This window comes from Nitrosomonas aestuarii (assembly GCF_003046585.1).
Taxonomy (GTDB): Bacteria; Pseudomonadota; Gammaproteobacteria; order Burkholderiales; family Nitrosomonadaceae; genus Nitrosomonas; species Nitrosomonas aestuarii.
The window spans coordinates 158128-178403 of sequence record NZ_QAAE01000004.1 but is presented as its reverse complement, the minus strand read 5'-3'; the positions used below and the strand labels follow the sequence as shown (position 1 = coordinate 178403).

Here is a 20276-nt window from a genome sequence, read left to right as displayed (position 1 = left end):
GCGGCTATGATTGCAGATTAATCAAATCTGAATGTATAAAACAGATCAATCGCGCTGTCTTCACCCGCCTGTGTGACAACAGTTATTTTAGGTGTCAAGTTATAGGTCAGTTTGGTAATGCCTGCAGTGGCTGTGGTGATGCCGCGTTCGTAGCTTAGATAGGCTCGTGACGATATGCGTTTGCCAACGGTGCCGATTTGACCACCTAATGTGCTGCTCGCTAGACCAACCGGATTGGTTAATGAGCCGCTTGGCGTGGTGCTGCCTTGCCTGAAGGAAATTTCATCTACGCCGAGCATATCACTGATTTGACTGGTGATGCCGCCTGATTCTCCGCCCAGAATGGAACTGGCGGCGGTGATTAACAAGGAGGAGTCCAGTCCACTGGCATCGGGTGCGCGACCGAGCGCGATCCATGACAGTTTTTCAGTATCGGGCACTTGAGGCGTGGAAACCAGTTTAACCCTGGGGTGGCGTACCGAACCGGCTACTTCAACACCAGCTTCAACCTCCAGGCCTTTGCGTACCGCCAGAATATTCAGTCCGGGATCGTCAATCGGACCTTGGAAGTTTACAATTCCGCGTTCCACAGTGAGGTCTTGACCGTAGGCTTTAAATGTAGTTTGGCGTGTAGCGATGGAACCGACTACACTTAAGTCTCCACTTTCGTCATTTTGCATTTGCAGGCTGCCGTCCAGGCGTCCCTCGAGTCCGGCGACGCGAAGGAAAAACTGTTTCCCCAGATCAAGGGTGGCGTGCAAGTTGATGATGGTTGTTTGCTCGTCGGTTTGTGAATCTCCCCGTGATTCTGTTTTGTTCTCTGCGACGATGATGTCATCTGCAAGCTGCGGCCGTGATACTGGCGGTTGCATAATCAAACCGGCATTGGCAATGAGTTCGCCGCTTAAATCAATCACATTGTCGAGCATCTGTACTGTGCTTTTGCCGGAAGCGACAATCCAGTAATGCGGTGGATTAACGAGGTAAATATGGTCCAGAGCTACAGTCAACTGATGTGTGTTGTCGGCAAAGCCCAGCGAGCCGCTTATTTCCAGAGAACCCGGTTTGTCTTCCAGTTGCAGTTTGTTTAGTAATCGGTCTTTGGGCGGGGCTTCGTTTGGAGACATAAAACTGAGCTTGTTAATATGCAATGCGGACTGATTAAAGCTCGCCACCAACTGACCTTGCTGTAAATCCAAACCATGATCGAGTAATGCAACAGCAAGATTTTCTCCACGGATATCGCCCTCCAGTATCGGCTGGTCAAGTGTGCCGGCGATACTGGCCTGCAGTTCAATTTGGCCGGCGGTTTGTATGGGGTTATCCATCAAGTGATCCAACCAGGATAAATCAGCGGCTTTCAGGCTGAGCTGGCCATCCAGTTTAGTATGGGATGGAAAAAAATTGCTTTTTTCGGAATATGTGACTGGTAGCGTTATGCGAGCCTTCACTTTTCCAATATGCGCACTGATTAAATCGAGCTTGCCGGTTAATTGATTATCACGCGCGCTGGCATGAAGCTTCACCATTTGCAGACCAATAGGTTGTGGTAACTCTCCAGGCAGGTGCCAGTCGCCTTTTTCCCTGGAAATTTCGACATCTCCTTTCAGCTGTCCGTGGTTTTGAACGACCCATTGTCCACCTAAACGCAAAATCTTTTCTTGTGGAATTAAATCGCTTTCAGGGTGCAGTCCTATGCCGGTAAAGTGGCCGCTGCTTTCCCAGTTCTTGGGCGACCAGAAAATACGGTCAATGACTGCAAGGCCGCCTGCTATTGCGAATTGCGCGTCGTTTACCAATACCTGCTCGCTGCTTAGATTGATTGCTGTGGGCGCCTGCAATTGTACCGGTATTTGCCCGCTTACCGACAGATGCGACAACTGCCCCCGCCAGTTTGGCGTGATGTCGGGCTTGTCGAGCCCGAAAATGCCACCGTCGGCCTGCAGTGTGACGGCCATTTCATCGTCGATACGCAGATCAGTTTGTAGCGTATGCCTTGATTTTTTGCCGGTTACTTTCAGGTTCAGTTGCTTGATTTGTGTTTCTCCGCCTGAGCGATACTGATTGGCCGTGAGTATTAAACTCAGCGCTTCTTCATGCAATTTACCTTCCGCGGACAGATTTTCGAAAGCATGGTTGCCGGGCAGCGCGAGCTTCTCACTGTCAATATCGAAATCGATCAGGGGTGAGTCCATGGTGCCTTTCAAGTCAATCTGCGCTTTGATCGCACCCGATAGTCCCAAGCCGATTTGAGTCAATGAAGGCGCAGTAATATTTAGCGCTAACGCATCGCCGGGCTTGCCAAATTCCCCCTTGATTGTTATTTGGTTGGCCCCGATCTGAAAATCGGCATTACTGGTGAAGGCTAAGGGTTGCTCAAATGTAATCCGCCCTTTACCGGTGACCGGTTGTTGGTTAAAGTGGCTTTTCTCAAATTGATAATCGAGCCTGGCCGACGGTTTGGGTGATAAGCTTCCCGCTAGCGTGAGTTTCGTATTTAAACTGGATTCCGGAGCTTTGACAAAATCGGCAATATTAAATTGCTTGAGTTGACCGGTGAAATGAAAAGATTGTCTCTGTATATCATCCGCCTTATCTTCATTACCCGGATTGAACTCGCCCTTGCCGGTCAGGCTGGATTGACCGTGACGCAAATCAAGCTGTTCCAACAAAATCAGGCTAGCGGTACGTGTCACTGCAGCATCCAATTTTAATGATTGATCGCTCAGGTTGATATTAACATGCTGCTCATCTGCATCACCTGTGAGTTGCACTAGGCCGTTAACTTTTGCAGCCTGTAACTGGGTATCAATAGCGGACGGATTTAGATTGCTGACGTTAAGCTCGGCCAGACCGATTGCTTCCTTGAATTGCCATGTAATAATTCCGTCAATCAGGCCTTGTTCCGGTAGCTGTATTTTGAGATCGCCCAGTTTCAATGTTTCATCAGTCAGTAAAATCGCTGTGCTGATCCCGGCCAGTGGCACTCCATTCTGATCCAGCGGCGCAATTGCGCTGTTTCTGAGCGTTAATATACCTGTCAGTTGGTTTTCATTGTTTTGGTTGAAAGTTGCTTGCAGTGCCAGATTGGCTTTGGGAATTTCAGGCTTGTCGGGTAATAAAGTGGCAGGGTTGAATTCAGTGACGGTAGCACGCAACGATGTGAGCATGGCAAGCGGATTTTGCGCAAACGGTTGCAGTTGTGCATTAATTGTACCCTGCATGGGTTGATGGTGATGCTCAATCTGTATGCCAAGCTGTTTCAGTGAACCTGTTAACACGGCATGTGTAACGCCCCATTTTTCAGCATTGTCAAGTTGGATAGTTGCACCCAGCTTAAAAGGGCGCATCGATCGGATTTGCGCTGAGGCCTCGAGTGCACCGAACATGGAGTTGAACGAGAGGTGTTTGATCTGATGTTGTTGCGCATGACTTTCCAGGCGGATCGATAAATCGGCTAGAGAGAAATCCGGTTGCTGGCCGGATTGGTTGTCGTCCATGGAATAGATGCGTATTTTGTCGACAAACAGGTTCTTCAGAGAGATTGCAATCGGTAATTCCAAATTATCGGGTAATGTTGTTTCTTCAGTATCTTCTTCTTGAGCTGGTGCGGTATGCACGTCAAGCAACTGGGCGCTGATTTCATGGAACAATAGTTTTCCGGTCAATAATTGGCCCGGTGACCAGTCAAGTTTGAGTTGTTGTACAGCAAGCTGCAGTGTTTCATCATGAAAATACAATCTGTCGATTTGCAACGCACTGACGGTCCCGTCAATGCCTTCAATCTGTAGCGCTTCATTACTCATGCGCGTTGCGGCGGACAGCAGCCACTGCAAACCGGTTGCGGTATTCAAAAGCCAGTAACCGCCGCCGGTGACTGTCATCAATGTAATCAGCAGCGCAATAGCATATCCTTTAAAACGAAAGGCTGTGCGGGTGTTTTTGCTGCATGGTTTGTTTCGGGTGTCCAGGTTGCTGTTATGTTCGCGGATATTCATCAGAAATTGACAACCATAGAAAAGTGTACGCGCAGTGTTCCGGTTTTATGCCCTCTGGCCAAGTCAAGCGCGAGCGGTCCGGCCGGGCTGCGCCAGCGTACGCCGGCACCGTAGCCGAGAAATAAATCCATATCTTTCATGCTGTCAGCAGCACTACCAACATCTACAAATGCCGCTGTTCCCCAGTTTTGCATAAACCAGTGTGTATATTCAGCGGTTCCGGTCGCCAGAACGCGGCCGCCGACAATTGCGTTTCCTTCGCGTACACCGATGCTCATAAAATCATAGCCTCGAACCGATTGTATGCCGCCGGCACGAAACAAGTACTCCTGTGGAATGCCGAAACGCGATGGTGCCAACGTATAACCGGCTTCTCCGCGCAGATAGAACACATCACGTTTGCCAACCGGCCACCAGTTTTGTTGTCGCCCATATATACGCATAAAATCCTGATCGGAAAATATAAACTCACTACCAGCGCCCAGTCTGAATTCCGAAGCGCTGCCACGCCGGATATTGACGGGATCATCCACGACATGGTGACGAAACCGCCAGTCGAGTGCCAGTGCTTTAACAGTCTGGTTGATTGCGCCGTCAGGACGTTTTTCCTCTCTTTGCCAGTTTAAAGAAAATTGACTGAGTAAATTGCGGGTTTGATATGTACGTGCCGTGTCTACGCGTTGTCTGATAGTGACCAGATCTTCAATATCGGTTCTTTGCATACTGGCACCAGCAGAATAATAGACGTTGTTTTGATTGGGTAATGTGTTGACACCGGTTAGGAATGTCTGACGTTTTTGCTCCAGGCGCAGTGCTGTATTGAACTGCCATGCGCGGTCGAGAAAATCGTGATTGCTGAAATTGACTTCAACCCGTGCGCCGTTATTGGAACTATACCCGCCACCCACGGCAATACGCTGTGTTTTTGTTTCTGTAACTGAGACATGTACTGGAACAGCTTTATGTTTTGAAATATTCGGATAAATATTCACGGACACATTACCGAAATGTGGAATGCCTTGTAATGCAATTTGAAACATATGCATGAGTTCTTTACGATAGATATCACCGGTACGAAACGGCCTGTAGTTTTCTATCATTTCAACATCATAGCGCTCCAGTCCGGTAATCTCAAGTTCGCCAAAATAAAAAACCGGACCTGAATCAATAACGATGTGAAGCGTTACCTGTGCGTTTTCCCTGTCAACTACTGCTTCACTTTTGACAATGCTGGCGGCTGCATATTTTTCATAAGTTATCTGCGATAATAAAACCGACTTGGCTTCTTCCCAATCGGCTGAACGAAATGGTGCACCGGCTTTAAGCGGCCATGCCTTACGCCATTTGTTGATTTTTTTTTGCTGTTGTTCGTCACTCTGAGTGATAGCCCCTTGAAATTCTATTTGCACGGACTCAACATGCACCAAAGGCCCTGGATCAATGGCGATCACCGGTATTTCAATTTCGTTTTTGATTTGTGTGTCAAATGTGACGATGGGGGAGAAATAACCTTGTGTCGCAAGCAATTCATGGATTTCAGTTTTTGTCCGTCGCAAAAAAGCGCGTTGTGCCATATCGTTGGCAAAATGCTTGTCAGGCAGTTTGATATGCGTTGCTAAAAAATCCTGTATTGTGCTCGGTGCGGAAAACAATATGAATTCTGATTGACCGGGCTTGTTGGGTATTACCGTCGATTCGGCTAAAATAGTTTTACTGCTGAATGCAAAAACGATTATATAAAGAACCCATAAAAATGTAATAAGCTTTTTTCTGAAGATACACAGGAAGTCTTGCATCACGAAACAATCAAGATTCAATTGAAATGTCAGAAAGGGTATTATTTATATAAAAAATCACTGCGTTATATTTTATTAACTGTTTATTGGTTTGCTTCATGCCTGTACATTCTACTATAAAAGCGGATTATCCCATTGAGTCTGCCGATTGCCGCCGGTGTGAGAGACTGGCGACATTCCTTGACGCGGTAAAGACACGATATCCCGATTATCATGCGCGCCCTGTCAGTGCATTTGGTGATAGCCATGCTAAACTCCTGATTGTCGGGCTGGCGCCAGGCATGCATGGTGCAAACCGGACCGGGCGCCCTTTTACCGGTGATTTTGCAGGTGTTTTGTTGTATCAAACGCTATATAAATTTGGTTTTGCCAACCATGATGAGTCGATATCGCAGCAGGATAACTTGCAGTTATCAAACTGCTCCATTACCAATGCGGTTAAGTGCTTGCCGCCTCAGAACAAACCTAATCCGGAAGAAATACGACAATGTAATCATTATCTCAAAATGGAGGTGAACGCATTCATGGATCGAGGCGGGGAAGTGCTGCTGGCATTGGGTGCAATTGCACATCGGGCTGTATTGCGATCCCTGGACTTGCGTTTGAAGGACTATCCATTTGCTCATGGTGCCGAATACTTGCTGCCTAATCACTCAGCTATGGGGCCGGTCAAACTGTATGACAGTTATCATTGTAGTCGCTACAATACGCAAACAAAACGATTGACAGCCGCGATGTTTGAGGAGGTTTTCGCAAGAATTTCCGTTGAACTGTCTGCAGCAGATTGATAGAAAAAATATTGATTTAAACATTTTGTGAAATTGAAAGAGTCATCTGTTAACGGTATAAAAGAGGAGAAAAGCAAATGCCTTATGTTCATTTACGGGTTGCGGGTACATTGAGTTCGGAGCAAAAAGCTAAAATTGCGGAAGAATTTACTGATACGCTGGCGCGCGTAGCCAATAAATCAAAATCTTACACTTATATCACATTTGAAGAAGTGCCGCATGAGAACTGGGCAATTGGCGGTGCTTTGCTGGCTAAGAAAACATAGAGTGAGAACAACATTTGACCCAGGCTGATTTTGAACCTAAATTGGATGCAAAATTCGACGCAAAGGGTTTTTGCCAAAACTTGCCTTCACAGCCCGGTGTGTACCGGATGTTGAATACCGGAGGAGAGGTGATTTATGTGGGGAAGGCAATAGACCTGAAAAAACGGGTCTCTTCATATTTTCAAAAAACTGGTCTTGCGCCCAGAACGCAGTTAATGGTTTCGCAGATAGCAGGTATCGAGACAACGGTGACCCGCTCTGAAGCGGAAGCATTATTGCTGGAAAACAATTTAATTAAAAGTCTCAAGCCGCGTTATAACATTTTATTCCGTGATGACAAGTCCTATCCGTATATCGTTTTGAGTGGTCATAATTATCCGCGGCTGGGATTCTACCGGGGGCTGCTGGATAAAACACATCAGTATTTTGGGCCGTTTCCCAATGCCGGTATTGTGCGGGAGAGTATTCAGTTGTTGCAAAAAGTTTTTCGTCTGCGTACTTGTGAAGACAGTGTTTTTAACAACCGGACACGACCCTGTTTACTGTATCAGATCAGACGATGTAGCGGGCCTTGTGTCGATTTGGTTTCGAAATCTGATTATCACGAAGATGTACAAAGTGCAGCCTTGTTTCTACAAGGCAAACATTCCGAAGTGATCGACAGTATCGCTACTAAAATGCAACAGGCCTCAGACAAAATGGAATATGAGCAGGCAGCACTTTTGCGTGACCAAATGCAGGCCTTACGCAAAATCAGAGAAAAACAGTTTGTCGATAGCGGTAAGGCGATGGATGCGGATATTGTGGCTTGTGCCGGTTTAACAGGCGGTGGCGACAAGGTTTGTGTTACGCTGGCGATGGTCAGAGGTGGACGCCATCTGGGGGATAAAAGCTTTTTTCCACAAAATGCCGATGGCTATAATCTTTCTTCGGTGATCGAAGCTTTTTTGGCCCAGCACTATATAAATCGTAGCGTACCGAATCTGATTATCGTCGACCGAAAAGTACAACGTGAAGTATTGGAAGATTTGCTGACCGAGCAATCCGGTCATAAAGTGACGATTAATCAGAATCCAATCGGTGAACGGCGCATCTGGTTGAAAATGGCAACCGAAAATGCACAGCTTGCACTCAAACAGATGATGAGCCGCAAAGCCAGTCAGGAAGCACGCCTGCTCGCCTTGCAGCAAGCGCTGAATCTGAACGGTTTAAATCGAATCGAATGTTTTGATATCAGCCACACTATGGGTGAAGCGACGGTTGCATCCTGTGTCGTTTATGACAATTTTGCCATGCGTAATAATGAATATCGTCATTTTAATATCAAAGGGATTACACCGGGTGATGATTATGCGGCGATACGCGATGTGTTAAATCGACGTTACCAAAAAGTCGTGCAGGGTGAAGGCCGCTTGCCGGATCTGATCCTGATTGACGGCGGCAGAGGACAGGTTAATGCGGCCAAAGAAGCATTGGATGAAATTGGTATCAGTGATGCGAATCTGATAGGTGTCGCAAAAGGCGAGGCACGCAAACCTGGTTTGGAACAATTGATTTTTCCCAAGCGGAAAAAGCCGTTACAATTGTCAAATGATCATGCGGGGCTTCATTTAATTCAACAGATCCGGGATGAAGCCCATCGTTTTGCAATCCAGGGACATCGTGGGCGACGCAGTAAGGCGCGAACAACCTCGAGTCTTGAAAATATTAACGGAATTGGTGCCAAACGGCGCCAGGAATTACTAGGGCGCTTCGGTGGCCTGAAGGGCGTGCAAACGGCAAGCATAGAGGAACTTGCGAAAACTGAAGGAATCAGCCGAAAGCTCGCCGAGAAAATCTACAAGGAATTACATTGATTAAAAAACACTTTACAAACGATATTACTGTACTGCGCATCTGCATGTTTTTGGTTTTATACCGTTAGATAATAAACCAAGAAAAAAATTATTTTTTAATTCCAGTTTATAGATGCCTGTAATGGTATTCGGTTTTATGCCTTTAAATCTTCCCAATTTCCTGACATGGCTCAGAATTCTTGCCATTCCCTTATTCGTTGGTATTTTTTATTTGCCTGATGGCTGGTTAACGCCCGCACAGCAGAATCTGGTTGCAACCATCATTTTTGCAGGTGCCGCCATTACAGACTGGCTTGATGGTTATCTCGCGCGTGTTTTGAATCAGATGTCCGCTTTTGGCGCATTTCTTGATCCGGTCGCAGATAAACTAATGGTTGCGGCGGCTTTGATTGTGCTTGTTTATCTAGATAGGCTGGGTGCGCCGATCGCATTGATTATTATCGGACGTGAAATTGCAGTTTCTGCATTGCGTGAATGGATGGCGCATATCGGTCAATCCAAAAGTGTAGCGGTTTCATTTTTAGGCAAAATAAAAACGACTGCACAAATGATCGCTATTCCGTTGTTGCTATACCATGATGATCTGATGGCGGGTTTTAATGCACATGAAATTGGAACATTGTTAATTTATGTGGCGGCTTTTCTAACTTTGTGGTCTATGATTTATTATTTAAAAGCAGCGATTCCACAAGCTATCGAATATGACAAATAATTATTATGTATCATATGCTCAGTGCAGTATGATTTTGAGAAATTGAAGTTAAGTTAGGAAGGGAAAAACAATGACTCGGTTGTTCTTATCATTCATCGTTTTTATAATGCTTTGCGTAATGTTGACAAGTGTTGCCTATGCGGGTTCAGGAGAAGATCCCAAAGCGTTTGTCATTTGTGAGCGCATTAAAAGACAGAGTATCTGTGAAGAATATCGTTTGAACATGTTGTCTGCCTCAGATCGGCAGTTGATAACAAAACACTGTATTACGGGTAAACGGTGTCCGGATGAAAATAGAATAGGGCGCTGTATTCGTTATCAAGACCCTGATGGATTGGTATTCGACAAGCATTATTATGTTGGGTCGAAAAAAAAACATGACTGGAACGCATCAACCATTAAGGAGACCTGCATTCAAAGTGGTGGGAAGTATGAGGATGGTTAAATGATTGGTTGCATTTGGCGATTGATGCGGTAATGAAAGAAGGCAACAGCAACTTGTTTATTGTTGTTGCCAGTTTCAAATTGATATCTGAATGAAACACTTTGTTCTCTAATGACAAAATGCCACAGAGTGACCACTATTAGGTGTTAAACCAGCACCGCGATTCCTTTCAGCCACGGCGTAAAGACCGCCCCGTCGGCATTAGACCACTACAAATATCTGCAGAGCGTATGTTAAGCATATCCAATTCTGCTTGTGTTAATATCCCTCAGAATCAGATGCCACAACTATATCTGGATATTTAGTGCCTGATTAACTACGCTCGGCATCTAAGGGTGATTCAGTATGATGTTCAAAATCGACGCCTAATCAGTATCCATAAAAAATTGATCGCAGTCTGATGAGTATGAACGGCACCTATAGAGTTGGCAGCCGTACTAGCTGAATTTGAAGCATGAAAATCGTGATCATGCACAGTTGAAAACCAGAGCCTGAAAAACTTTGTTGAACAAAAAATAAGCTATAAAAGCAAGCAACTAAAATAAATTCGAATATCCCCCCAAGATTTCAATCAAAAATCTTTTTTTAATTTCTTTAGCGGCTAGGTTTATACCAATAATAAGAGAATAATTAATAGCCTATTGAATATTAAGTGTAATATTTTATTTTCATTTTGAGTTTTTTGATGGGTGCTGACGTAATTTAAAGAAATTAGACATCGTTGTGGTCATTAACAATCGCTTTTTTTTCATTTAACAATTTGTTGTCGAGTCATTACGCAAGCAGGTGTAATTGTGATAATTTCACCGCTGAAGGTGCCGGATGTGTCTATAATGACTTTTTCACTCCGATATTGTTGTGTACACATTTTTCCGATGACGCAATCCACCATTTCGGGATTGGGTTCGTGGAAGTATCTGATCATGCGCGAATCATTGGATAAGTGCGTTTAATTAAACAAATGATGATAAACAAATATAGCTTTCCCGGAGGCAGTACCCTTCTTTTATCCTGGTTTTTGATACTGACTCTCGTATTTCTAAGCTTGTTTTCTGTGCCGGTTAATTCAAGATCTCTGATTATCGACACAAAAGGTTATGCTTCAGGTCAATTGAGCCGGGTTGGGCGTCAAAATATGTTTAATCGGGCGCTTAATACAGCCTATGCAGGCGAAGTGCTGCTGGGTCACGAGAGTGCGTCATTTATAAGTTTCGGCAGCCTGCCACAAAATCTAGTGACGAATCCCTTTCAATTTTGTTTCGAAAAAGAAGATTTCTATGAGACGCTTGAAGAACTGATTGGTTATGATGTAGTGATTGAGTACAAGACGCCACGCAATAACACTCTGTTATCATGCACGGCAATCAACGAACTGGTGGACGTTTACTTAATCGATAGAAATATTCCATTAGAGCAGTCGCATTTAATTGGTGATATTCGGACTTTTGAACCTGAGGTTTCTTACGGAGTTGAATTCGGCCGGATAACCAATGTGATCAAGAATAAAAATGCCGTCAGAAGCTATTTTATGACCATGCAGATCGGGGAGAGTGGAAATAAATTTCGCCATTTTGTGATGGATGACCGGGATCTTTATGAATTTGCAATCAAGAGTCTTCGGATGGCTGCGATGGTCAAAGTGTACTACAGCGAGCGGCTTGCAAACAGAAACATTTTCGGTCATCGGACACGGTTATTTGTATCGGAAATAAAAATTGTCAAGCATAGAGATGTGGAGTAAGTGTTGTTAACTTGCATGTATTAATTGTTGCAGCTTGTTCGAGTGGCTGAGGTGCTTGTGGTGGATAGCAAACAGCCTGCCAATGAGATTGCTTTGACCGGCACTTTACGGCCGTAATAGTTCCAGCGGATTGACATAGCGTATATTTAGATCATGTGCAACGGCCGGATACGTAAGCTGACCTTGATAGACATTTAACCCGTCACGCAGGTGCGGGTCGTCTATCAATGCTTTTCGGCAGCCTTTATCGGCTATCGATAATACAAATGGCAGTGTGACATTATTGAGTGCAAAAGTTGAGGTGCGTGCAACGGCACCGGGCATGTTGGCAACGCAATAATGAACGACATCATCCAATATGTACATCGGATCAGCCAGTGTAGTAGATCTGGATGTTGCGAAACAACCACCTTGATCAATCGCTACGTCAACTAGCACCGATCCGCGATTCATTTTCTTGACCAGTTCGCGACCAACCAGGCGGGGAGTGGCCGCACCCGGTACCAGCACCGCGCCGATGACTAGATCGGCCATAGAAACATATTCTTCGATGGCATCAACGGTTGAGAATACAGTATTGATACGAGAGCTATACTGCAGATCCAGTTGTTGCAGACGGTGTATTGACTTGTCCAGGACAGTGACATGTGCTTCCATACCCATAGCGACACGAGCGGCATTGGTACCGACCACGCCGCCGCCGATGACGACAACTTTTGCAGAGGGTACGCCCGAGACGCCGCCTAACAACATACCGCGGCCGCCCTGGTCCATTTCTAGTGCATGCGCACCGGCCTGTATTGACATGCGGCCAGCTACTTCACTCATGGGCGCTAGTAGTGGCAGTCCGCCATATTTGTCCGTGACGGTTTCATAAGCAATGGCAGCACAACCTGAGTCAATCAGTCCTTCTGCCTGTACCGGGTCTGGAGCAAGGTGCAAATAGGTAAATAGTATCTGACCTTCGCGTAAATACTGAAACTCAGCTTGCTGCGGTTCCTTGACTTTGATAATCAATTCAGCACGTGAATAAATCTCTTGGAACGTATCCACAATTTCTGCGCCCGCTGTCTGATAGCAGCTATCATTCAGATCGATCGCTAATCCGGCGTTTTTCTCCACGATAACCTGATGACCATGGACGATCAATTCGCGTACTGAAGCCGGGGTAAGACCGACGCGGTTTTCATGTGTTTTGATTTCTTTTGGTACGCCAATTAGCATCGGCTTCTCCAGAAAATATAAAATTAACGGGTTGGACAGACTGTTTCAACCGAACAGTTGTAATGAAATAGTGTCATTTGGGGGAAGCTGTCCGGAAGTAGAGCGGCCTGCTACTACCATGATTATTCAGCTCTTTCTAAGATACGTTTTTACCTAATCGCTCCAAAAGAACTAAGGTTCAATGTGACTAAAAACACAGTATCAGCAGACAATCCAGTATATAGTTGTGCATAATGGGATTTGAAGTTTTTTACTGCTCTCCTCTATGCAGCCATACGCATTTTATGTTGATGGCTGCTTTTTTTATAATTTTCCTGCGGCTACATAAACAACGGTCAGCTACACCATGCCGCCATTTGCGCCAATATCCTGCCCTGTGATCCACCGAGCTTCGTCACTCACAAGAAACAGCACAATTTTTGCGATATCGTCGACTTCTCCAATGCGTCCCAAGGAAGACATGGCGGCCATGCGTTCAATATCTTCTTCAGTCTTGCCTGCTCTGAACAACTCGGTAAAAACGGGACCTGGCGAAACAGTATTGGCGGTAATGCCTCTTTCACCTGCTTCACGTGCGAAGATACGCGTCAACTGTTCAACTGCACCTTTGGTGGCGGCGTAAGGCCCATATTTTGGTAGCATTAAACGTGTCACCGTACTGGAGATGTTGACGATACGGCCATTGTCAGCCAGACGTTCAGCAGCTTCGCGCAGCGTATAAAAAATACTTTTCAGGTTAATATTGATAATGCGGTCAAATTCATCGTCTGTGATTTCAGCAATTTTCTTGAAAATAAGAATTCCTGCATTATTGACAAGTATGTCAATACGCCCGAAGTGTTCTATGGCGGCATCAAACAACCGCCGTATATCCGCCGGTTTGCTGACATCCGCCTGTATTGCTATACACTTCCCGCCCGCTCCGGTAATCGCTGCGCAGACCTCATCCGCGGCTTGCTGATTTTGGACATAATTTACAACAACTTTTACACCTGCTCTGGCCAATTCTAATGCTATTGCGGCTCCGATGCCTCGCGATGAACCGGTAATAATGGCAACTTTTTCATGTAATTTTGACATGTTGTTGTGGTTTACATATTGAATGATGGATAAATCAGTTTAGTTAGCAGATTTATTCGTGTTTTATAGTTAACCGGGCTGATGTTGTCAGTCCGGTTAAGGTTGGATTGAAATGTTTTCTTCAGAAAAAGTGTACAGAGAAGTGTCGTATGGATCGCAGAATTTATTTCCTGGCTGTTAAAGATCCCAGAAAAGCTTTGATATCCTCGATAAACGCTGCATCAACGTCCTTGCCAAGTTGATGTTTTGCCATTAAACGAATGGCTTCGTCAAGCGTTTCTACTGAACCATCATGAAAATAGGGACCTGTCTTCGTGATATTTCTCAAGCTGGGCACTTTAAATTTTTTCTTGTCACTTTCAATGTGGGTAACTTCAAAGCGACCCCGGTCATCTGTTTCGTATGATTCAACAACACCTATTTTTTGATATGAGTTGCCACCGATAACAACGCCATTATGACAGGTCACACATCCTGCGTTAATAAATTTGTTCAGACCTTTTTTTTCTACTTGGTTAAGTGCGTCTTCATTCCCTTTCAGATAATCATCAAAGCGTGAGGGCGTAAGAAGCGTGCGCTCGAAGGCACCAATCGCTACACCTATATTATTATAATTAAATGGGTGCTTCTGATCTGGAAAAGCTGCGGCGAATAACTTCTGATATTCATTAATTGCTTTTAATTTTGATACTACGGCACCTTTACTTGGCATTCCCATTTCGATTGGATTTAAAATGGGCCCCAAAGCCTGCTCCTCTACATCACTGGCGCGACCATCCCAGAACTGCGCGATATGTAGAGCGGCATTCAGTGTTGTGGGGGAATTTCTATCGCCACGTTTGTTGTCATGGCCAGGTGATGTCGGTTCATTGTCCACACCATAATTATCGAGTTGGTGACATGAGTTACAGGAAATTTTGTCGTTGATAGAAAGTCTTGGGTCTAGATAAAGCGTTTTGCCAAGTTTGATCAATGCGGCATTTTCTTCTTCATCAATAATTGACTCGGGAAGTGGTTCAAAAAAACGTTTAATCGTTTTTGTATCTATCTGATGATCATCCTGTGCATAAGTATTGGCACTAAATACAAGCGCCAGAAATAAAATAATTTTCATTTAACCTCTCCTTTTCGGGCGATGCCCGCAAAATTATGAAAACCATCAACAGAAATATTTATCCGGGTTGGGGCTGATATTTCATGCAAATAATCTTCAACCCCTAAAATCAGGTCTGGATAATCGAGTTGACCAGTTATCTAACAGGTAGATGACTGAAATTCTACGCTGTTTATAATCTATTTATAAAAATTGTTTAACAATAGTACTTGTACGTTGCAAATTCCAGTTTTTGAACGTTATTTTCATAAAATTGCTGCTTGTGACAAATTTCAGCAATCTGTTGGATAACGCTACGTAATCACTCTAACATATCCAATAATTCATGTTAACTTTTTGGTAACAAGCAATATCTAAATAGTCGATCCTCAAAAAAATACCTTTCAGGATCGACTAAGTAAGGTGTCATAGAGACTGTTAAACCCAGTGCGACGCTGAGATCGTCTTCCTTATAATGTTGGTTGGTGCGACATTGCAGGTTCAGTTTTAATAAAAAGTGGAATCATTAAGCGAAAATGTGCGATGCCATCGATATTTACGGCCTCCTTTTTTTCAAGCGCTCCATTTTTAAGTGATTTAAGGCGCTCAATTCCCATTCGTCAGGCATGTTTAGTTGAAGATTAAGAAATTTGTCAGGAAAGGCGGTAACTTTTCCCTTTGGTATAAAGGGCGAATCATTATATTCATCCATGATTTGTGTGTGAATGTACAGGGTTTAATAATGTGAGCTTTTTTCCTGAAGGCGTAATGACATCCTGTCAGGCATAACATCCTGTTCAGGAATATGGGCAAGCAGTGGATTTGGTTTGGTGTGTGCATTGCTCGGCACATACACTCCTCCGTGAGAAGCGCTCTAGCGTCTGAGCGCGATATCGCGGCATATGGAAGCCCGTGTTACATTTGATGCCAACTCAAATAGCACCACCGTAAAAGATGCTAAAATTATTGTTGTCCATAGCACGTTTGTGATGATAAGCCACAGTAAAAGCTTGTGTGGTTTGTTACTGAGTGAAATCTTGCAGTCTGTTGAGGTTGAGTTGCTGCATTGAAAGTATTTCCTGAGATTTTAACAATATTTTTCAGTTTAGTTTGTCAATTCTGGCACTCGATTCTGTGCGGAATGAATCACATGTGGAAGTAATGCAGCTATCATATGCGGCTTTTGAAATGAGCAGTTAGAAAACTAATTGATTAAGAGAGAATGAATAAGTCTAGTTGTGTATTTTTCAATCATTGCAAATTAAGTATTCTGGAAGCAGGGTTAATAATTACGTGCTACAGCAAAGCCGGCCAGTTGTATAAGGCATTCCTTATGTTCGGATTCCGGTAAGATGGTAATTGCGGCAGTGGCTGTTTCAATTTCGGCTTGTGCACATTGCCTGGCATAGTCAAGTGCTGCGGTTTGTTGGATAACATCGAGTACCGGTTGGAAACCATCCGTTCCGCCTTGTTCGATGGCTTTGCGGATCAGGTTTGCTTGTTCAGCAGTACCAGCTCGCATAGCATAAATTAGTGGTAACGTAGGTTTACCTTCAGCCAGATCGTCGCCTAGATTCTTTCCGGTATCCAGATTGTCACCCGAATAGTCCAGTACATCGTCTATGAGTTGAAATGCGGTACCCAGATGCATGCCATATACCGCCATGGCCTCTTCTTGTTCGGGTGTGGCATTGCCGAGTATTGCACCGAGCCGGCTTGCTGCTTCGAACAGTTTTGCCGTTTTAAAGCGAATGACCCGTAAATAATTTGCTTCATCTACATTCGGGTCGCGACAGTTGAGAAGCTGTAAAACCTCCCCCTCGGCAATGGTGTTGGTGGCGTCTGCCAGCACCTGCATGACACGCATATTGTTAACTTCCACCATCATCTGAAAGGACCGTGAATAAAGAAAATCACCGACGAGAACGCTGGCTGCGTTGCCAAACAAAGCATTTGCCGTTTCTTTGTTGCGGCGCATTTCAGATTCATCTACAACGTCATCATGCAGTAAGGTCGCCGTATGAATGAACTCGACAACGGCTGCGAGGTTGTAGTGAAATTGTCCGGTATATCCGAAAGAACCTGCAGAAAGTATAACCAAAGCAGGGCGAAGACGTTTGCCGCCACTGTCTATGATATATTCGCTGACTTGACGGATAAGCGCGACATGAGAATGTAATTTTTGTCGGATGACTTCGTCTACGGCGCCCATGTCCTGGGCAATAAAGCTCCTGATATGTTCTATTGACACGTTGTTACCTTGAAGAAAACGCTATGTTAGAAATGACATACTTTTGTGTCAAGCATAAAGACGAAATCAATTTAAATTTATTCCACAAAAGATGTTTGCTTATGTATAATTGCCGGTTCTGTATAAAAGAGATGTGTGGAGTTTAATTATGTATGCGGTCATAAAAACTGGTGGCAAGCAGTATCGTATCAAAGTTGGTGAAAAACTGAAAGTTGAACAACTTGATGTTGGAAGCGGTAGTGAACTTGTTATAGACCAGGTATTAATGGTTGCTGATGGTGAAAAAGTTTCTATGGGAACGCCGTTGGTCGAGGGCGCTACAGTGAGCGCTACAGTACTAGGGCAGGGCAGGCATGACAAAATACGCATTTTCAAAATGCGTCGTCGCAAGCATTACCAAAAGCATCAAGGGCATCGTCAAAATTACACTGAGATACAAATTACCGGTATTTCAGCTTAAGGTTTTAGGAGTATCTAGAAATGGCACATAAAAAAGCGGGCGGCAGCTCAAGGAATGGTCGCGACTCTGAGTCGAAACGTCTGGGTGTAAAACGTTTCGGGGGTGAGTTGATATCTGCTGGTTCAATTATTGTCCGGCAACGCGGCACCCAATTTCATCCTGGCGATAATGTAGGTATGGGCAAAGACCATACCTTATTTGCCAAAGTTACAGGTAAAGTGAGCTTCGGTATCAGAGGAGCGTTGAAACGAAAGATTGTGGACGTTATTCCAGCGGTATAACAGCAATACTCATTGTAGCTTTTATTTTGTTAAAGCCCTGTCAGTATGATAGGGCTTTTTTTTATTTACTCAACAGATTCGTTTGTATGAAACTACGCATGTTTTGTCTGCGTTAGAATGAATTTATGAAATTTATTGACGAAGCAACGATACAGGTATATGCCGGCAAGGGTGGTGATGGCGTGGCCAGTTTTCGTCGTGAAAAATTTATACCCAAAGGTGGGCCTGATGGGGGTGATGGCGGCAGCGGAGGCAGTATTTATGCAGTTGCTGATCGTAATATCAATACGCTGGTCGATTATCGTTTTGCACGGGTTTATCGTGCAAAAAAAGGACAGAGCGGCCGTGGTTCTGATTGCTATGGTAAAAGTGCTGAAGACATCGTTTTGCGTATGCCAGTGGGCACAGTCATCAAAAATATCAATACTGGGGAAATTGTCGCGGATCTTGTTGATCATCAGCAAAAAGTATTGCTAGCCAGTGGTGGGTCGGGTGGTCTTGGCAATTTGCATTTTAAGTCCAGTACTAACCGTACACCGCGTCAGTTTACTACTGGTGAGGCAGGGCAAGAATTTGAGTTGAAACTGGAACTCAAAGTGCTGGCTGATGTGGGATTGTTGGGAATGCCTAATGCCGGCAAGTCAACACTGATACGCGCAGTATCTGCAGCACGTCCCAAAGTGGCTGATTATCCATTTACTACATTGAAACCTAATCTGGGTGTGGTTCGAATTGATCATAACCGCAGCTTTGTAATGGCGGACATTCCAGGTCTTATTGAAGGTGCTGCTGATGGTGCCGGTTTGGGACATCGTTTTCTAAAACATCTGACCCGTACACGGCTCTTGTTGCATTTAGTTGATGTGGCGCCTTTCGATGAAAATGTGGATGTTGTTCATGAGGCAATGGCGCTCATAAAAGAGCTGCAGAAATATGATGAGTCGTTGTATTCAAAGCCACGTTGGCTGGTTCTGAACAAAGTGGATATGCTTCAGGAAGATCAACGCACCCAGGTGTGTCAGGAATTCATTCATAAACTGGGATGGCGTGACAAATACTTCGTCATATCAGCGCTGACGGGTGATGGGTGTAAACAATTGACCTATGCTGTGATGGATTATCTGGAACAACTTTTAGTATCAACCAATGACTGAGTTGAGCGCATACATACTATGTTAAAAGAAGCGCATCGCATTGTTGTCAAAGTCGGCAGTACTCTGGTAACCAATCAAGGAAAAGGACTGGATCATGCCGCATTATCGGATTGGGCCGCACAGATTGCCAAATTGAAGCATCTAGGCAAAGAAATCGTACTAGTGTCGTCAGGGGCCATCGCCGAAGGTATGCAACGCTTGAACTGGAATGTGCGACCAACAGCTTTATATGAGCTGCAGGCGGCAGCAGCCGTAGGACAAATGGGACTGGCGCAAGCTTATGCGGCCAGTTTTTGTGATCACGAACTGAATACGGCGCAAATACTGCTTACGCATGGAGATCTTTCCAACCGCGAACGTTATCTGAATGCCCGGTCTACGCTCATGACGTTATTAAAATTGGGAGTTATTCCAATTATTAATGAGAATGATACAGTCGTTACGGATGAAATTCGTTTTGGCGACAATGATACTTTAGCGGCATTGGTGACAAATTTGATCGAAGCGGACGCGTTAGTGATATTGACCGATCAGGCCGGATTGTATACTAGTGATCCGCGCAAAAATCATGATGCAATGTTTCTGTCCGAAGTGAGTGCGGCCGACCCAGCATTATTAAAAATGGCCGGTGGTGTTGGCAGCAGTATCGGCAGTGGCGGTATGCAAAGCAAAGTGGTTGCGGCCAAACGCGCGGCGCGCAGTGGTGCGCATACAATTATCGCCTCCGGTCGTGAAACGGAGGTATTGGTTCGTCTGGCGCGAGGTGAGTCTATTGGCACCCGTTTATTAGCGACAATACCCGTTCTGGCAGCACGCAAGCAGTGGCTGGCAGATTATCTGCAGGTGAGCGGAACAATTACACTGGATCAAGGCGCGGTCAATGCATTGATAATGGATGGTAAAAGCTTGTTGCCTATTGGCGTGACTCATGTCACTGGTAATTTTGAACGGGGTGAAGCGGTTGCCTGCCTTACCCCGGAGGGTCGTGAAGTGGCACGGGGTTTGATTAATTATAATGCTGCTGAAACCCGAAAAATTATGGGAAAAGCCAGCACATATATTGAAACTATTCTCGGATATGTAGATGAAGCAGAACTGATTCATCGAAACAATCTTGCATTACTTTAATCA

Annotated in this window: 17 protein-coding genes; 10 read left to right on the top strand and 7 right to left on the bottom strand. The window is 44.8% G+C overall.

Annotated elements, in window-relative coordinates; all coding sequences use genetic code 11:
• Positions 1-17 precede the first annotated feature (17 nt).
• Entirely contained in the window at positions 18-3998 is a 3981-nt protein-coding gene (locus tag C8R11_RS05410; RefSeq protein ID WP_107794801.1) for a translocation/assembly module TamB domain-containing protein, read from the bottom strand.
• Complete coding sequence (locus tag C8R11_RS05405) at positions 3998-5794, bottom strand: autotransporter assembly complex protein TamA (protein WP_244907561.1); 1797 nt, start codon at positions 5792-5794, stop codon at positions 3998-4000. The genes C8R11_RS05410 and C8R11_RS05405 overlap by 1 nt, the downstream gene beginning before the upstream one ends.
• A 98-nt stretch (positions 5795-5892) precedes the next feature.
• Here C8R11_RS05405 and C8R11_RS05400 point away from each other — a divergent pair, with 98 nt between their 5' ends.
• From C8R11_RS05400 to C8R11_RS05380, 5 genes are all read left to right on the top strand, one after another.
• On the top strand, positions 5893-6582 hold the full coding sequence (locus C8R11_RS05400; protein WP_107794800.1) for a uracil-DNA glycosylase: 690 nt from the start codon (positions 5893-5895) through the stop codon (positions 6580-6582).
• Between the two features lie 77 nt (positions 6583-6659).
• Entirely contained in the window at positions 6660-6848 is a 189-nt protein-coding gene (locus tag C8R11_RS05395; RefSeq protein ID WP_090699564.1) for a tautomerase family protein, read from the top strand.
• Positions 6849-6862: 14 nt separating this feature from the next.
• Positions 6863-8704, top strand: coding sequence for an excinuclease ABC subunit UvrC (uvrC, locus tag C8R11_RS05390; protein ID WP_425320575.1), 1842 nt, complete (start codon positions 6863-6865; stop codon positions 8702-8704).
• 136 nt (positions 8705-8840) lie between these two features.
• Positions 8841-9416: a CDP-diacylglycerol--glycerol-3-phosphate 3-phosphatidyltransferase gene (gene pgsA / locus C8R11_RS05385; protein WP_107794866.1), complete on the top strand. Its 576-nt coding sequence runs from the start codon at positions 8841-8843 to the stop codon at positions 9414-9416.
• A 70-nt stretch (positions 9417-9486) separates the two neighbouring features.
• On the top strand, positions 9487-9861 hold the full coding sequence (locus tag C8R11_RS05380) for a hypothetical protein (RefSeq protein WP_146159080.1): 375 nt from the start codon (positions 9487-9489) through the stop codon (positions 9859-9861).
• Between the two features lie 748 nt (positions 9862-10609).
• Here the strand turns inward: C8R11_RS05380 and C8R11_RS16090 are convergent.
• Complete coding sequence (locus tag C8R11_RS16090) at positions 10610-10786, bottom strand: hypothetical protein (RefSeq protein WP_181258166.1); 177 nt, start codon at positions 10784-10786, stop codon at positions 10610-10612.
• A gap of 36 nt (positions 10787-10822) precedes the next feature.
• Here C8R11_RS16090 and C8R11_RS05375 point away from each other — a divergent pair, with 36 nt between their 5' ends.
• Positions 10823-11602 (top strand): hypothetical protein, encoded by a 780-nt coding sequence (locus C8R11_RS05375; protein ID WP_107794799.1) that lies wholly within the window; start codon positions 10823-10825, stop codon positions 11600-11602.
• Positions 11603-11707: 105 nt separating this feature from the next.
• On the opposite strand, the gene ald is transcribed toward C8R11_RS05375, so the two are convergent.
• The 4 genes from ald to ispB form a co-directional block, all read right to left on the bottom strand.
• Positions 11708-12826, bottom strand: a complete 1119-nt coding sequence (gene ald / locus C8R11_RS05370) for an alanine dehydrogenase (RefSeq protein WP_107794798.1) — start codon at positions 12824-12826, stop codon at positions 11708-11710.
• A 339-nt stretch (positions 12827-13165) separates the two neighbouring features.
• Positions 13166-13906 carry an SDR family oxidoreductase gene (locus C8R11_RS05365; protein ID WP_107794797.1) on the bottom strand — a complete coding sequence of 247 codons (741 nt, stop codon included), beginning with the start codon at positions 13904-13906 and terminating at the stop codon, positions 13166-13168.
• Between the two features lie 163 nt (positions 13907-14069).
• The gene (locus tag C8R11_RS05360; RefSeq protein WP_107794796.1) at positions 14070-15020 is read right to left on the bottom strand and encodes a cytochrome-c peroxidase; all 951 of its coding nucleotides are present in this window, start codon (positions 15018-15020) and stop codon (positions 14070-14072) included.
• Positions 15021-16281: 1261 nt separating this feature from the next.
• Positions 16282-17250: an octaprenyl diphosphate synthase gene (gene ispB, locus C8R11_RS05355; RefSeq protein ID WP_107794795.1), complete on the bottom strand. Its 969-nt coding sequence runs from the start codon at positions 17248-17250 to the stop codon at positions 16282-16284.
• 148 nt (positions 17251-17398) lie between these two features.
• On the opposite strand from ispB, the gene rplU reads away from it, so the two are divergent.
• The 4 genes from rplU (at position 17399) to proB (ending at position 20273) form a co-directional block, all read left to right on the top strand.
• Entirely contained in the window at positions 17399-17710 is a 312-nt protein-coding gene (rplU, locus tag C8R11_RS05350) for a 50S ribosomal protein L21 (RefSeq protein WP_090699547.1), read from the top strand.
• Positions 17711-17730: 20 nt separating this feature from the next.
• Positions 17731-17991 (top strand): 50S ribosomal protein L27, encoded by a 261-nt coding sequence (gene rpmA / locus C8R11_RS05345; RefSeq protein ID WP_107794794.1) that lies wholly within the window; start codon positions 17731-17733, stop codon positions 17989-17991.
• A 125-nt stretch (positions 17992-18116) separates the two neighbouring features.
• The gene (gene cgtA / locus C8R11_RS05340; RefSeq protein WP_107794793.1) at positions 18117-19145 is read left to right on the top strand and encodes an Obg family GTPase CgtA; all 1029 of its coding nucleotides are present in this window, start codon (positions 18117-18119) and stop codon (positions 19143-19145) included.
• 18 nt (positions 19146-19163) lie between these two features.
• The gene (proB, locus tag C8R11_RS05335) at positions 19164-20273 is read left to right on the top strand and encodes a glutamate 5-kinase (protein WP_107794792.1); all 1110 of its coding nucleotides are present in this window, start codon (positions 19164-19166) and stop codon (positions 20271-20273) included.
• Positions 20274-20276: the final 3 nt, after the last annotated feature.

What these genes read in the sequence shown, in the direction of transcription:
- C8R11_RS05410 (WP_107794801.1), bottom strand. Translation starts at nt 3,998, where the DNA reads ATGAATATCCGCGAACATAACAGCAACCTGGACACCCGAAACAAACCA.
- C8R11_RS05405 (WP_244907561.1), bottom strand. Translation starts at nt 5,794, where the DNA reads ATGCAAGACTTCCTGTGTATCTTCAGAAAAAAGCTTATTACATTTTTA.
- C8R11_RS05400 (WP_107794800.1), top strand. Translation starts at nt 5,893, where the DNA reads ATGCCTGTACATTCTACTATAAAAGCGGATTATCCCATTGAGTCTGCC.
- C8R11_RS05395 (WP_090699564.1), top strand. Translation starts at nt 6,660, where the DNA reads ATGCCTTATGTTCATTTACGGGTTGCGGGTACATTGAGTTCGGAGCAA.
- pgsA (WP_107794866.1), top strand. Translation starts at nt 8,841, where the DNA reads ATGCCTTTAAATCTTCCCAATTTCCTGACATGGCTCAGAATTCTTGCC.
- C8R11_RS05380 (WP_146159080.1), top strand. Translation starts at nt 9,487, where the DNA reads ATGACTCGGTTGTTCTTATCATTCATCGTTTTTATAATGCTTTGCGTA.
- C8R11_RS16090 (WP_181258166.1), bottom strand. Translation starts at nt 10,786, where the DNA reads ATGATCAGATACTTCCACGAACCCAATCCCGAAATGGTGGATTGCGTC.
- C8R11_RS05375 (WP_107794799.1), top strand. Translation starts at nt 10,823, where the DNA reads ATGATGATAAACAAATATAGCTTTCCCGGAGGCAGTACCCTTCTTTTA.
- ald (WP_107794798.1), bottom strand. Translation starts at nt 12,826, where the DNA reads ATGCTAATTGGCGTACCAAAAGAAATCAAAACACATGAAAACCGCGTC.
- C8R11_RS05365 (WP_107794797.1), bottom strand. Translation starts at nt 13,906, where the DNA reads ATGTCAAAATTACATGAAAAAGTTGCCATTATTACCGGTTCATCGCGA.
- C8R11_RS05360 (WP_107794796.1), bottom strand. Translation starts at nt 15,020, where the DNA reads ATGAAAATTATTTTATTTCTGGCGCTTGTATTTAGTGCCAATACTTAT.
- rplU (WP_090699547.1), top strand. Translation starts at nt 17,399, where the DNA reads ATGTATGCGGTCATAAAAACTGGTGGCAAGCAGTATCGTATCAAAGTT.
- rpmA (WP_107794794.1), top strand. Translation starts at nt 17,731, where the DNA reads ATGGCACATAAAAAAGCGGGCGGCAGCTCAAGGAATGGTCGCGACTCT.
- cgtA (WP_107794793.1), top strand. Translation starts at nt 18,117, where the DNA reads ATGAAATTTATTGACGAAGCAACGATACAGGTATATGCCGGCAAGGGT.
- proB (WP_107794792.1), top strand. Translation starts at nt 19,164, where the DNA reads ATGTTAAAAGAAGCGCATCGCATTGTTGTCAAAGTCGGCAGTACTCTG.